This window comes from Phyllobacterium sp. GQ127 (assembly GCF_059758635.1).
In genome coordinates this window covers 1,424,084-1,438,052 of the sequence record NZ_JCAXDZ010000001.1, presented here as the reverse complement: position 1 = coordinate 1,438,052, position 13,969 = coordinate 1,424,084, and the positions used below count along the sequence as shown (strand labels likewise).

Sequence of the window (13,969 nt, the reverse complement as noted above, 5' to 3'; positions counted from 1 at the left end):
TAAAAAATTCCCCATTTTAGTTTTTTACTCTGATTAGGCTGTTTTTATTGGTGAGAATAACCAGCTGGAATAGATTATATGGAAAAAATCAATAAGGGGAAGCCTGATGACTAACCATTCGCCATCCACCCAAGATTTTTCCGCGCCCTATGCTGTCGATGATCAGCAATTGGTTGCTGATTTGCTGCACACCATTGCGCTTTCCGAACCGGTAAACCGGCGTATCGACGAGCGTGCCAGTAAATATATCGCGACGATCCGCAAAGAAGCGAATGGCATTGGCGGTGTCGAAGACTTTCTTCGCGAGTACGGACTTTCGACGCGTGAAGGCTTGGCCTTGATGGTGCTTGCCGAAGCGCTCTTGCGCGTGCCGGATGCTGCTACACAAGACAAGTTGATTGAGGACAAACTCAAGCAGGGCCACTGGTCCGAGCATGAGCCGAGCGGCGATACGTGGTTCGTTTCTGCCTCAGCTTGGGCACTTGGCCTTTCCGCTAAAGTTATCAAGCCAGGTGAAACGCCGGAGGGTGTATTATCGTCACTGGTCAAGCGGATCGGGCTGCCAACTGTTCGCACCGCCACCAAACAGGCTATGCGTTATCTTGGTCATCACTTTGTACTGGGCGAAACCATCAAGGACGCCTTGAAACGTGCCGGTACAAACGAAGCCAAGGGCTATCGCCATTCCTTCGATATGCTGGGGGAAGGCGCGCGGACACGTAAGGATGCGCAGGGCTATTTCAAATCCTATTCAGATGCGATTGATGCCATTGGCCGCGCTACGGGTAATAAGAAGTTGCCGGATCGTATGGGGATTTCTGTCAAACTGTCAGCGCTGCATCCGCGTTATCTTGCAACACACCATGATCAGGTCATGGCTGAATTGGTGCCTGATCTTTTGGTTCTGGCGCAAAAGGCGAAGTCCTATGATTTGAACTTCACGGTTGATGCGGAAGAGGCGGACCGGCTTGAGCTGTCTCTGGATGTGATTGACCGCGTTTTTGCTGATCCGTCACTGCATGGTTGGGACGGGTTCGGCCTTGCCATTCAGGCTTATCAGAAGCGTGCTCTCGCGGTCATCGATCACGTTGACAAGCTTGCCGCCCGCCATAACCGCAAGATGATGGTGCGGTTGGTCAAGGGCGCCTATTGGGATACTGAAGTGAAGCGAGCCCAGGAGCGCGGTCTCGCCGACTATCCAGTATTTACGCGCAAGCCTGCGACTGACGCTTCTTATATGGCCTGCGCCAAGCGTATGCTTGATGCTCGACCGCGGATTTTTCCTCAGTTTGCGACCCATAATGCGTTAACAGTCGCAATGATTCTGGAAATGGCCGGAGACGACAAGACTGGTTTTGAGTTTCAGCGCCTGCATGGCATGGGTGAAAGTCTTTATAAGCAGATCACCGAAAAGAATGACAAGATTGCTTGCCGCATATACGCGCCAGTAGGTGGATATCGCGATCTTCTTGCCTATCTCGTGCGCCGTCTGCTTGAGAACGGGGCAAATTCCTCATTTGTTTCGGTGGTTGGCGACAATAATGTGCCGATTGCCGATCTTCTGGTTCGTCCTACCGAGAAGCTGAATGACGGCAAGGGCTATCGTCATCCCAACATTCCGATGCCTCTGAAACTTTACGGCAAACGCACAAATTCGGCCGGTGTCGAACTTGGCGACAGGAAAGCATTGGCAGGTCTCTTATCGGGCATTGCTAGGGCATCCAAAAGCGTCAAGGCCGTTCCCTTGATCGACGGAAAACCATCGGGAAAGATGCAGGACGTAATTTCTCCGGTTAATGGTACAGCAATCGGTTCGGTTGTTTTTGCAACCGCCGAAGAGGCAGCGAAGGCTGTCGGCATTGCACGCAAGGGCTTTGTTTCATGGTCTCGCACTGCGGTTGAAACACGCGCAAAGGCACTGGAAAAGGCGGCTGATCTGCTTGAAGGCACTCGCGATCAAATGCTTGATCTTTTGTCGCGGGAGGCTGGCAAAACTCTTGATGATGGCATTGCAGAAATCCGAGAAGCAGTCGATTTTTGTCGATACTATGCTGCTGAGGCCCGCCGCCAGTTCGCAGCGGACAAAATAATGCCTGGTCCGACGGGCGAAGATAATAAGCTTCGCCACCGGGGACGCGGTGCATTTGTGTGTATCAGCCCGTGGAATTTTCCTCTGGCAATTTTCCTGGGACAGGTAACGGCTGCGCTTGCTGCAGGTAACAGTGTGCTTGCCAAGCCGGCGGAGCAGACGCCGCTTATAGCCTATGAGGCGATCAGAATCCTGCACGAAGCGGGCATTCCGAAAGATGCACTTCTGTTCGTACCGGGTGATGGTTCGGTTGGTGCGGCACTGACATCTCATGTGGACATCGCCGGGGTTGCCTTCACGGGCTCTACTGACACGGCTTGGGCTATCAACCGCACGCTGGCTGCAAAGAAGGGACCCATTGTACCGCTCATTGCAGAGACAGGGGGTCTCAATGCTATGATCGTTGACGCAACGGCTCTGTCAGAGCAAGTGGCTGATGATGTCGTCATGTCAGCTTTCCGTTCGGCAGGCCAACGCTGTTCAGCGCTGCGTATTCTCTACCTTCAGGAGGATATTGCGGACAATATGCTCCATATGATCGAGGGAGCTGCAAAAGAGCTGGTTCTCGGTGACCCGGCATTGGCATCTACTGATGTTGGACCAATTATCGACCGCGACCAACGCAACATGCTGCGCGATCACATCGAGGCAATGCGCAAAACTCAGAAGGTTCGTTTTGCAGGCGAGGCGCCGAGCGATGGCTTGTTCTTTGCGCCACATATTGTTGAACTGGATAGAGCCGATGCCTTGCAGCGCGAGGTATTCGGCCCGGTTCTGCATGTCGTCCGCTGGAAAGCAAAGGATCTGGATAAGGTGCTCGACCAGATTGCGTCGACCGGTTATGGCCTGACCTTCGGGCTGCACACACGTATCGAAGCAACGGTCGCGAAAGTCATCGACAGGCTCGACATTGGAAATATCTACGTGAACCGCAATACGATTGGCGCTGTTGTAGGAACTCAGCCTTTCGGCGGATCGGGTCTTTCCGGCACCGGGCCGAAAGCTGGTGGGCCGTCCTATTTAACGCGGTTTGCACTTGAGCAAGTCGTTTCCGTTAACACGGCTGCTGCTGGTGGAAATGCCAGCCTTATTGCCATGGGCGAATAGCAGCAAATGGGGATAGGCGTGTTCGGCCTATCCCCATTTCATGTACAGAATGCTATTGACGTTGTTAAACATTGGGGAAACGTCAATGGCCACCGTCAAGTCCGATATTGAGATTGCTCGCTCCGCTACCAAAAAAACGATTTTAGAGATTGGTGCAACGATCGGCATTCCGCCGGAACATCTGGTGCCCTACGGCCATGACAAGGCCAAACTGTCGGCAGAGTTTATCCGCTCCAAGAAGGAGGGGAAGAATGGCAAGCTCATTCTTGTAACCGCCGTTAGCCCAACGCCCGCTGGCGAGGGAAAAACTACCACCACCGTTGGTCTTGGCGATGGCCTTAACCGCATAGGCAAAAAAGCGATCGTCTGTATCCGTGAAGCTTCGCTCGGTCCGTGTTTTGGTACCAAAGGGGGCGCAGCAGGCGGTGGCTATGCGCAAGTTATCCCAATGGAAGATATCAATCTGCATTTCACTGGCGATTTCCATGCCATAACTTCCGCGCATAATTTGCTCGCGGCAATGATCGACAATCATATCTATTGGGGCAATGACCTCAATATTGATACGCGCCGGATCACGTGGCGCCGGGTGATGGATATGAATGACCGCGCCCTGCGCGGCATTGCATCATCCTTGGGCGGTGTAGCCAACGGCTTTCCTCGCGAATCCGGCTTTGATATCACTGTTGCTTCGGAAGTTATGGCAATCCTATGTCTTGCCGTTGATCTTGCCGATCTTGAGAAGCGTCTTGGCGATATCATCATCGGCTACAGATTTGATCGAAGCCCTGTATATGCTCGGGATCTGAAGGCGGACAAGGCTATGGCCGTTCTGCTAAAAGATGCGATACAGCCCAATCTTGTGCAAACGCTTGAGAATAATCCAGCTTTCGTGCACGGCGGTCCCTTCGCAAATATTGCGCATGGCTGCAATTCGGTTGTTGCAACGACAACGGCTCTAAAACTGGCAGATTTTGTTGTCACAGAAGCAGGGTTCGGCGCGGATCTGGGCGCTGAAAAATTCTTTGACATTAAGTGCCGCAAAGCTGGCTTGAAGCCTGCCGCTGCCGTTATTGTCGCCACGGTTCGGGCGATGAAAATGCATGGCGGCGTTGCCAAAGTCGATCTGGGGGAAGAGAATGTCGTGGCGGTTAAATCCGGCTGTGCCAATCTCGGGCGTCATATGGAAAACGTCCGGCAGTTTGGCGTGCCGGTGATCGTTGCGATCAATCATTTTACTGCGGATACCGAGGCTGAAATCGAGGCGGTCAAAGCTTTTGTGGCTGCTCACGGTGCGGAAGCAGTGTTGTGTAAGCATTGGGCGCATGGTTCGGCAGGCATAGAGGAACTCGCGCAGAAAGTTTCGGCACTGGCAGAAGGCGGATCGGCACAATTTTCGCCACTCTACGAAGATGAGCTTTCCTTGTTTGATAAAATCGAAACAATTGTAAAACGGATCTATCGCGGGGCAGAAGCAGACGCCGATGCCAGCGTTCGTGACCAACTGCGCCGCTGGGAGGAGGCAGGTTACGGCCATCTTCCGGTTTGTATGGCAAAAACGCAATATTCGTTTTCAACAAACCCTGATTTACGCGGTGCGCCAGTCAATCATGTTGTGCATGTGCGCGAGGTGCGGCTCTCGGCTGGAGCGGGCTTCGTTGTGGCAATATGCGGTGAAATCATGACTATGCCAGGCCTGCCAAAGTCTCCATCGGCGGAGCGTATTCATCTCAACGCTGATGGCTTGATCGAGGGCCTATTTTAGACCTTAGGCGCACAAGTGATTTTTGCAGTTGCAAGCGGCCCAATGTAACGATAACAATCGTCGCTATGAACACATGCATTTTCTCAACTGGCTGGTGGTGGGCTCGCTTTTAGCGGCCGCGCAGCCTTTTGCATGTTTGTGAAAAAGGACAGGGCCGCAACGGGTTTTCCGGGCGGCCTTTTTGTTTGACCGCTTGAATTGCCCTGAATGCCGAATGCAACAAAGGATTTGACGATGCATAGAATTGAGGGCCAGTTGGAAGTATTCGATACAAAGGGCGGGGTGACAATCACCCGTTCGCGGGTGGCAACAGCCTATGCCAGCGCTATTGATAGCTATATTGATGCGTTGGACGAGCGCCGTGGCGCGGTCTTTTCCTCCAATTATGAATATCCGGGCCGCTATACGCGGTGGGATACAGCGATCATCGATCCTCCTGTTGTAATTACCTCAAATGGACGGCACATGACCATTGAGGGGCTGAACAAGCGCGGTGAAGTGCTTCTTCTGCCCATTAAGCAAGCCATGGAAAAGCTTGAGGAAATAACAATCAGCTCGACCAGCGAGACGAAGCTGGAGCTGGAGATTGCGTTGCCGACGCGCGCATTTACCGAGGAAGAGCGCTCACGCATTCCTTCGGTGTTCACCGTTCTACGCGGCATTGTTGCGCTGTTCTTTACCGAAGATGATGCAAATCTCGGTCTTTATGGTGCTTTCGGCTATGATCTGGCTTTTCAGTTTGACCCGATCGAGTACAAGCTGAAACGACCGGACGATCAGCGCGATATCGTGCTTTATTTGCCCGATGAGATTTTGGTCGTTGATCACCATGCTGCCAAGGCTTGGCTGGACCGTTACGACTATGCTTATGAAGGAAAATCGACGGAGGGGCTGCCACGCGACACTGCCAAAAAGCCGTTTGAACCTACCGACATTATTCCAGGCAGGGGCGACCATAATCCGGGCGTCTATGCGGAATTGGTCAAGAAGGCCAAGGAAAGTTTCATGCGCGGCGATCTTTTTGAGGTCGTGCCGGGACAGACTTTCTATGAGCGTTGCGAAACCAAGCCATCGGTAATTTCGCGAAGGCTGAAGGCGATCAATCCCTCGCCTTATTCGTTCTACATCAATCTAGGTGACAACGAATATCTCGTCGGAGCCTCGCCTGAAATGTTTGTTCGGGTTGTCGGCCGCCGCATTGAGACTTGCCCGATTTCCGGGACTATCAAACGTGGTGAAGATGCCATAGCTGATGCCGAGCAAATCATCAAACTGCTGAACTCCAAGAAAGACGAATCCGAACTTACCATGTGCTCGGATGTCGATCGCAACGATAAAAGCCGTGTCTGTGAGCCGGGCTCTGTTCGCGTTATTGGCCGCCGCCAGATCGAAATGTATTCGCGCCTGATTCATACTGTTGATCATATTGAAGGCCGTCTGCGCGAGGACATGGACGCTTTCGATGGGTTCCTTTCCCATGCATGGGCAGTCACCGTTACCGGAGCGCCAAAGCTATGGGCGATGCGATTTATTGAGGAAAATGAACGCAGCCCGCGTGCATGGTATGGCGGTGCCATTGGCATGGTCAATTTCAACGGTGATATGAACACCGGCCTGACGCTGCGGACCATCCGCATCAAAGACGGCATCGCACAGGTGCGGGCAGGCGCGACCTTGCTGTATGATTCAATACCGGAAGAGGAAGAGGCCGAAACCGAACTGAAAGCATCGGCGATGATAGCGGCCGTACGTGACGCCCATAAGAGCAATATCGTTCCTGAAGAGCGTGCCGTCGCTCGCGTCGGTGAAGGATTGCAGATTTTGCTGGTCGATCACGAGGATTCTTTCGTGCACACCTTGGCGAACTATTTCAGACAGACCGGAGCCATTGTTACCACTGTCAGAACGCCCGTGCCGGAAGAGATATTTGACCGCATCAAGCCAGATCTTGTGGTTTTATCACCTGGCCCAGGGACGCCGACCGACTTCGACTGCAAGGCAACAATCAAGAAAGCTCGTGCACGCAACTTGCCAATATTCGGCGTTTGTCTTGGATTGCAGGCTTTAACTGAAGCCTATGGCGGAAGTCTGAGGCAGCTTCACGTGCCTGTGCATGGAAAACCCTCGCGCATCCGCATCACCAAACAAGGCAGGATTTTCTCGGGGCTGCCCAAGGAAGTGACGGTGGGCCGTTACCACTCAATTTTTGCCGATCCGGTACGTCTCCCGGATGATTTCATCGTGACAGCTGAAACAGAAGATGGTGTCATCATGGCTATCGAGCATAAGCATGAACCCATTGCAGCGGTGCAATTCCATCCGGAATCGATCATGACACTGGGGCACAATGCTGGTATGCGCATGATTGAAAACGTCGTGGCTCATTTACCGCGCCGTGCGAAGGAACGAGCGGCTTAGAGCGAGAAATTCAGCATGATAGATACACGCTCGGCAGTTAACGGCGAGACGACAGTTCGCCGGTTGGCATTCTGGTCGATTTTTATCGGCATTGCCGTGCTCGGTCTGAAATATGCCGCCTATCATGTTACGGGATCGGTAGCGCTTTATTCTGACGCATTGGAATCGATTGTAAATGTGGTTGCCGCTTTGGCAGCATTCTGGGCAATTCTGCTTAGCCATAAGCCTGCTGACCAGAATCACCCCTACGGTCATCACAAAGCGGAATATTTTTCAGCCGTTATCGAAGGGGTGCTGATTATTCTGGCTGCCTTGCTCATCTTGCGTGAAGTTTGGGTGGCTTGGGAAACACCCAGAAGTTTGGATGAACCTTGGCTCGGTCTTGCCATCAATGGCGGGGCCTCACTGATCAATGCGGTTTGGGCTTCGCTGCTACTTAGAAGCGGGCGCAAGCATCGTTCCCCGGCGCTGATTGCTGACGGCAAGCATATTATGACGGATGTGGTGACATCGCTTGGTGTGTTCATTGGTCTCGTTGGTGCGGTTGCGACCGGATGGACAATCCTCGATCCGCTGTTGGCGATTATCGTTGCCGTGAACATTCTCTGGCAGGGCTGGCGCGTGATCAGCAATTCCGTCCAAGGATTGATGGATGGCGGGGTGTCTACGGATGAAACCATGCGCATCCGCGATATCATATCGGCAAATGCTGGAGGTGCCTTGGAGGTTCATGATTTGAAGGCCCGCGTGGCCGGGCGTATGACCTTCATTGAGTTTCATCTTGTTGTGGACGCAAACATGTCTGTTCGAGATGCGCATATTATTTGCGACCGTATAGAAAACGCTTTGATGCACCACATTCCTGAAGCCAGCGTCGTGATCCATGTCGAGCCAGAAGATGAGGCAAAACTGCCCATCGGCACGGCTGCCGTTCCTTTTGCCTGATCCGTTGAAAGGATTGAAATTCTCATGAATGCACCCCGGGTTCACGTTAAATCGACCGAGCTTCTTTCAGATAATTGGGGAACTCTCACCAAATATACGTATAATTTTTTACGTCGTGACGGGCTTGTCGAAACACAAACTCGCGAAGTTTATAATCGTGGCAATGGGGCGGTGGTTTTGCCCTATGATCCGGTACGAGGAACAATTTTGCTGACAAGGCAATTTCGGCTGCCAGCTTTCGTGGTCCATCAGGAGCCGATGCTGATTGAAGCCTGTGCTGGCCTGCTTGATGACAATGATGCTGAAACCACTGCCCGCAAGGAAACGGAAGAGGAACTGGGCTACCGGCTTCGCGATATTGAGCGTGTCTTCGATCTGTTTATGAGTCCGGGCAGCGTGACCGAGCGTCTGGCATTCTTTATCGCAATCTATAATCCTACCGATAAAGTTTCCGCCGGTGGCGGCCATGAACACGAGGGCGAGGACATTGAGGTCCTAGAGGTGACGCTTGATGAAGCCATGACGATGATTGCCGAACAGCGTATCGTCGATGCCAAGACAATCATCCTGCTCCAGCATCTCAAATTGAAGCAATTATCGCGCTGACCGGCTCTTTTTGGTGCAGTCGCGCAACATTGCGTCACGTAATATTTCAAGCCGTCATGATTTTGTTACAATTATATTGACATAGAAGACGCGCTGGTTGAAACCTCGTCCAGCAATGCGAATTCTCCGAGCAGGATCAAGCCTAAAAGCGCGAAGTTGGGGACAAGTTCATTTGGTAAAGCGTCAGTTCCGAGGCTGGAATTGATAGCCAACACGCATGGCAGTGCCAGCGGACGACCGCGGCTGTTTACAAATTTAGTTAACCTTTAAACACTAGGATTAGCTTATGGGTAAACCTTATTTCTATGCACTTGTTGCTGGTCTATCGATGATCGTTCTGGCACAGCCTTCCTATGCACGTAGCACTGCTGATTGCGACAAGCTGCAATCGGGCAAGCCCGAAATTTTATCTGCAAATATTGATAACCAGCCTGATGCGGGCAAGAATGTTGTCGCGGATGCCTGCCCAACAAAGGGCAAGGTTGTCTCCCAGGGTCCGGAAAAATTGAAGCCCATCAACATCCTAGCAACTGGTGGTACAGGTATTTTGAAAAAGGCAGTGAAAGGCGAACTTCAATTTCAGAACGAAGGTTCGCTTCATGAGGATATGTCCTTTAAATATCGTATCTACCGCCCGGAAACGCCGAGCGGCGATACTATGGTGCTTTTGCACGGCTCGGGTCAGGATGAAACCAGCCTGGTATCATTCGCCTCGAAAATTGCACCGGACGCTTTGTTGCTCGCCGTTCGCGGCCGTGTCGTCCAAGATGGGTCAAATCGCTGGTATCGCCGATTGTCGCCAGTGAGCTTCGACCAGACGGATATTCGTTCAGAAGCCGAAGCCTTTGCTGGTTTCTTCACCCAAGCTGCATCAAAATATAAGATCGACATCAACCGCACCACGTTTCTTGGTTACTCAAACGGTGCAAATCTCGTCAATTCGGTCATGATGCTCTATCCGGACCTCGTGAAGCAGGCAGTGCTATTGCGTTCAATGCCGGTCTTGACGGGCTCTATAGATGCCAATCTGGGCAAGGCCCGGGTGCTGACGGTATCTGGCGCATCCGATCAGCTTTATGCCCCTTATGCTCCTGCACTGGAAGATATGTTGCGCTCGCACGGTGCTCGTGTGGAGGCGCGCTCGATCAAGTCTGACCATGGCCTTGGCAAGGATGACGTGAAAGTTGTCAGCGAGTGGCTTTCTGGTGCAACGGCTTCGCTAAAAAAATAACGGCTTTCTTAAGAGCTCTTGCATCCGAGCCGACACTCGTTTAGGTGTTTGCTCATGAAAATGCGCCCGACACAGATGTCCAATGCTCAGTCTGCCTTTGCAGGGCTGGCCAATCGCGCCTTTCTTCTACCGCTTCTACTCGACCTTATTGGCGATCGCCGGGCTCGTTGAAGGAGCGTCCGGCGGTCGAAACCGCCATGTGGCTCTCGCTCCTTATCCATTTACAACTTTAGCTCCAAGCCTAAAATAGTGCCATGATTGCGCCAGTTCAGCTGCGCACTTGGCCGGAAACGAGAAGCAGATGACTGACATTATAACATCCCGACCTGTCGCAGGAATGCCTGACGCAGCCAAGAAATATGAACCATATGCCTTCGTCGATCTCAAAGATCGTCAATGGCCATCCAAACGCATCGAAAAGGCACCGATCTGGTGTTCTGTGGATCTGCGAGACGGCAATCAGGCGCTTGTTGATCCAATGGGGCATGATCGCAAGGTGCGCATGTTTGCGCTGTTGCTTGATATGGGTTTCAAGGAAATCGAGATCGGATTTCCGTCAGCATCGCAGACAGACTTCGATTTTGCACGCTGGTGTGTGGAAGAAGGCAATCCCGGAGCGGATGTCTCGTTACAGGTGCTCGTCCAGTGCCGTCCGGAATTGATTACGCGTACATTTGAATCGCTGCAGGGTGCGCATAAACCCATCATCCATTTTTATAATTCCACCAGTGAATTGCAGCGCCGCGTGGTTTTCAACAAAGATGTAAATGGCATCAAGGCTATCGCAACCGATGCCGCAAAGATGATTACTGACATGGCAGCCAAAGCGGGTGGTGGCTTCCGGTTCGAGTATTCGCCGGAAAGTTTCACTGGCACTGAACTCGAAGTGGCCTTGGAAATCTGCAATGCTGTAACCGAGATCGTCAAACCGACGCCGGACAACAAGTTGATTATCAATCTGCCGTCTACGGTCGAGATGTCGACGCCCAATATCTACGCTGATCGTATTGAGTGGATGTGCCGTCAGCTGGATAACCGTGAAAATCTGATTGTTTCATTGCATCCGCACAATGATCGCGGAACTGGCATCGCGGCAACGGAGCTCGGCCTGATGGCCGGAGCAGACCGTGTTGAGGGTACTTTGTTCGGCAATGGCGAACGTACTGGCAATGTTGATATCGTCACATTGGCACTGAACATGTTTACGCAAGGCGTGGATCCGGAAATTGACTGTTCCGACATTAATCGCATGAAGGAAGTCTATGAATATTCCAACCAATTGGTGATTCCGGAACGGCATCCCTATGTTGGAGAGTTGGTCTACACGGCCTTTTCGGGCTCCCATCAGGATGCGATCAACAAGGGCATGAAGGCCATTAAACAAGCCAATAAAAGCTTGTGGGAAGTGCCGTATTTGCCGATTGACCCGCAAGACGTCGGGCGCAGCTACGAAGCGATTATTCGCATCAATTCGCAATCGGGCAAGGGTGGCATCGCCTATATCTTGCAGGCGGATTACGGGTTGAACCTGCCACGCGGCATGCAGGTGGAGTTCCGTGAAGATATTCAAAACATCACGGACGGCGAAGGCAAGGAAATGCCTTCCAAGCGTATTTATGATCGCTTTCAGGAACTCTATGTCGATCAGCCCAACGCCAGACTCAAGTTCGTCGATCACCACACCTATCCGGACACGGAAAGAAAGGGTGTTCGCATTCTTTCAGCTGAGATAACCGACAATGGTGAAACCAAGCGTATCGAGGGCAGGGGAACCGGACCTGTTGATGGCTTCATCGATGCTCTTTCGCATTATCTCGGTTTCAAAATGTCGGTGGTGAACTATTCTGAACATTCGCTGCAGCATGGCTCAGATGCGGCGGCTATCAGCTACATGGAAATCGAGCATCCAGCAGGAAAAATCTTTGGGGCCGGTATCAATAAGAACATTGTGACGGCTTCGCTGGAAGGCATTGTTTCTGCAGCAAATCGCATTATTGCAAAATAGCAGAACAGAGCCTTTTCGGCTTAATTTTATCAGCTAATGAATTCGGGCCAATCCTTTGCTTAAGTCAAAGGGTTGGCCTTGTTTTGACAAGTTTCAGGTGCATTGGCGTGGCATGATTGCTAATAATTGAGCCCGGATTTTGTTCACACGCCGATCGATTTTCAGCTTGAAGGAATTGATGAAAGAGAATTCGAATCCACGCGACAGGTTGAGCCTTTCAGAAGCAGTGCGTGGCGCGCAGCTTGCGTCTGCGGATAGGAACGATGTTCTAACCGATACGAAAGAAGCTGATCTTGCCCGGATTGAAGTTCTTGCCCAGGATTTGCAGGAGGTTTTCGACGAAGTGCCAGTTGATGATCCGCAGTGGCAATTTGCTGTTTCAAAAGGCCAGCAGCCGCGCTTATGGATCGACGTCACGTCGCATGTCACCATGGCCCGGGATCGACGTACATATCGCTTTGTTCGCGATACGAGGAATGGCCGAATTCTCGTCGCAGAGTCCACCGAGGTAAGACCTGTCGCCGATGCGGTAACGCGTTATATTGCCGAGCGAATTGTCGAGAGACGGCAAATGATGGAAGGCAGTCGGGTCGGGTTGATCGAGCCGAAACCTGTAAAAGAAACACGGCAGATCGAACAATCCATGCAGCCTGCGGTAACCATTCCTGCTATCAAACAACCATCTCGTCTGAGTTCATTTATTACAGCGGCATACTGGTTCCTTATTGGAGCAGCCATTGGATCAGGAGCATTCGTGGTGTTTTTTTGGGACCGCGTTTCGAACTACTTCTAGTTCAACCCAGTCAACCCCATTTGAAACTAGCTTCCTGCTAACAAGTCATCGTCACGTATAGTTTGGATCGTCATCTGGGCATCGATAACGCTTCGTTGTTTCATGTGGCATGACCAGCCTACATTGGTTTTTTCGATCGTAAACAGATTATATGCAGCTGGTGGCTTATGGCTGCCGGCGAAGCTCTGGCTTGCCGAAGGGACACATATGACGGGAACGGTCCAGCCTGGCCCGTTAATTTCGTAACGAGTGGCAAGATGGGTATGGCCATGTAAAACAAGTTCAGCGCCGTGCTGACGGACAATGCGCTGGAAAAGGCCGATTCCAAGCAATCTCTTATGGGAAGGGGCCGCGCCGCGAATAGGCGGATGATGGATCATGATGACACGAAACAGACCACGCTGACCCGTTTCTGTAAGAATTTCGGCCAGTTTCGTTGCCTGTTTTGACCTCAGATCGCCCGTTGCCATGAAGGGGGCGGTAGCGCGTGCGGAAGATACGCCGATAAGGGCGACGTCGCCGCGCACGCGTAGGTAAGGAAATTCGACAGGCAGGTTTTCGGCCGCTTGCTTGTCGCCTCGCATCCATGCTTCCCAGTAGCGGCGCGTCTTTTTCAACGCACCTGGAACATATGCGTCATGATTACCGGGAACTACAGAAACGTCCTTCGGCCGACCCAGCGTTTTGAGCCAACGCTGTGCTGTTTCGAGTTCTTCATCCAAGGCAAGATTGACCAGGTCACCAGTGACGGCGATATGGTCCGGGTGCTGTGTCAGGAGGTCATCTGTCAGCGCCTCCAAGGTGCCACCTGTCATCATGCCTTTGCGATTTGAGCGCCAGTTGATATAGCCGGTGATACGTTTTGAAATCAGCTCACGCAGGGTAAGCGCTGGCAGGGGTGACAGATGGATATCGGAGATATGTGCAAGACGAAACATGGTTCCAGCTTTATGAGACTATTAGGCAGGAATCCAGTGATAGAACCGTCGCATGGTTTGACAGTCTCGTTG

At 52.0% G+C, this 13,969-nt stretch carries 9 protein-coding genes; 8 read left to right on the top strand and 1 reads right to left on the bottom strand.

Features of this window, described 5'->3' with window-relative positions; all coding sequences use genetic code 11:
* Positions 1 to 106: 106 nt before the first annotated feature.
* From putA to AC6CHM_RS07265, 8 genes are all read left to right on the top strand, one after another.
* Positions 107 to 3,196: a bifunctional proline dehydrogenase/L-glutamate gamma-semialdehyde dehydrogenase PutA gene (gene putA, locus AC6CHM_RS07300; protein WP_498172523.1), complete on the top strand. Its 3,090-nt coding sequence runs from the start codon at positions 107 to 109 to the stop codon at positions 3,194 to 3,196.
* Between the two features lie 85 nt (positions 3,197 to 3,281).
* Positions 3,282 to 4,961, top strand: a complete 1,680-nt coding sequence (locus AC6CHM_RS07295) for a formate--tetrahydrofolate ligase (RefSeq protein ID WP_336439691.1) — start codon at positions 3,282 to 3,284, stop codon at positions 4,959 to 4,961.
* Between the two features lie 234 nt (positions 4,962 to 5,195).
* Positions 5,196 to 7,379: an anthranilate synthase gene (locus AC6CHM_RS07290; RefSeq protein WP_498172522.1), complete on the top strand. Its 2,184-nt coding sequence runs from the start codon at positions 5,196 to 5,198 to the stop codon at positions 7,377 to 7,379.
* Between the two features lie 15 nt (positions 7,380 to 7,394).
* Positions 7,395 to 8,324: a cation diffusion facilitator family transporter gene (locus AC6CHM_RS07285; protein WP_498172521.1), complete on the top strand. Its 930-nt coding sequence runs from the start codon at positions 7,395 to 7,397 to the stop codon at positions 8,322 to 8,324.
* Between the two features lie 24 nt (positions 8,325 to 8,348).
* Positions 8,349 to 8,930 carry an NUDIX domain-containing protein gene (locus tag AC6CHM_RS07280; protein ID WP_498172520.1) on the top strand — a complete coding sequence of 194 codons (582 nt, stop codon included), beginning with the start codon at positions 8,349 to 8,351 and terminating at the stop codon, positions 8,928 to 8,930.
* A 286-nt stretch (positions 8,931 to 9,216) separates the two neighbouring features.
* On the top strand, positions 9,217 to 10,161 hold the full coding sequence (locus tag AC6CHM_RS07275) for an alpha/beta hydrolase (RefSeq protein ID WP_498172518.1): 945 nt from the start codon (positions 9,217 to 9,219) through the stop codon (positions 10,159 to 10,161).
* Between the two features lie 301 nt (positions 10,162 to 10,462).
* Positions 10,463 to 12,166 (top strand): 2-isopropylmalate synthase, encoded by a 1,704-nt coding sequence (gene leuA / locus AC6CHM_RS07270; protein ID WP_307279616.1) that lies wholly within the window; start codon positions 10,463 to 10,465, stop codon positions 12,164 to 12,166.
* 178 nt (positions 12,167 to 12,344) lie between these two features.
* Positions 12,345 to 12,959: a hypothetical protein gene (locus tag AC6CHM_RS07265; RefSeq protein WP_337354456.1), complete on the top strand. Its 615-nt coding sequence runs from the start codon at positions 12,345 to 12,347 to the stop codon at positions 12,957 to 12,959.
* A 26-nt stretch (positions 12,960 to 12,985) separates the two neighbouring features.
* Here AC6CHM_RS07265 and AC6CHM_RS07260 read toward each other — a convergent pair whose 3' ends face one another.
* Positions 12,986 to 13,897, bottom strand: a complete 912-nt coding sequence (locus AC6CHM_RS07260; RefSeq protein WP_498172516.1) for a metallophosphoesterase family protein — start codon at positions 13,895 to 13,897, stop codon at positions 12,986 to 12,988.
* Positions 13,898 to 13,969 lie beyond the last annotated feature (72 nt).

Bases quoted from the DNA above. Each gene is read 5' to 3' on its own strand.
- putA (WP_498172523.1), top strand. From the start codon at position 107: ATGACTAACCATTCGCCATCCACCCAAGATTTTTCCGCGCCCTATGCT.
- AC6CHM_RS07295 (WP_336439691.1), top strand. From the start codon at position 3,282: ATGGCCACCGTCAAGTCCGATATTGAGATTGCTCGCTCCGCTACCAAA.
- AC6CHM_RS07290 (WP_498172522.1), top strand. From the start codon at position 5,196: ATGCATAGAATTGAGGGCCAGTTGGAAGTATTCGATACAAAGGGCGGG.
- AC6CHM_RS07285 (WP_498172521.1), top strand. From the start codon at position 7,395: ATGATAGATACACGCTCGGCAGTTAACGGCGAGACGACAGTTCGCCGG.
- AC6CHM_RS07280 (WP_498172520.1), top strand. From the start codon at position 8,349: ATGAATGCACCCCGGGTTCACGTTAAATCGACCGAGCTTCTTTCAGAT.
- AC6CHM_RS07275 (WP_498172518.1), top strand. From the start codon at position 9,217: ATGGGTAAACCTTATTTCTATGCACTTGTTGCTGGTCTATCGATGATC.
- leuA (WP_307279616.1), top strand. From the start codon at position 10,463: ATGACTGACATTATAACATCCCGACCTGTCGCAGGAATGCCTGACGCA.
- AC6CHM_RS07265 (WP_337354456.1), top strand. From the start codon at position 12,345: ATGAAAGAGAATTCGAATCCACGCGACAGGTTGAGCCTTTCAGAAGCA.
- AC6CHM_RS07260 (WP_498172516.1), bottom strand. From the start codon at position 13,897: ATGTTTCGTCTTGCACATATCTCCGATATCCATCTGTCACCCCTGCCA.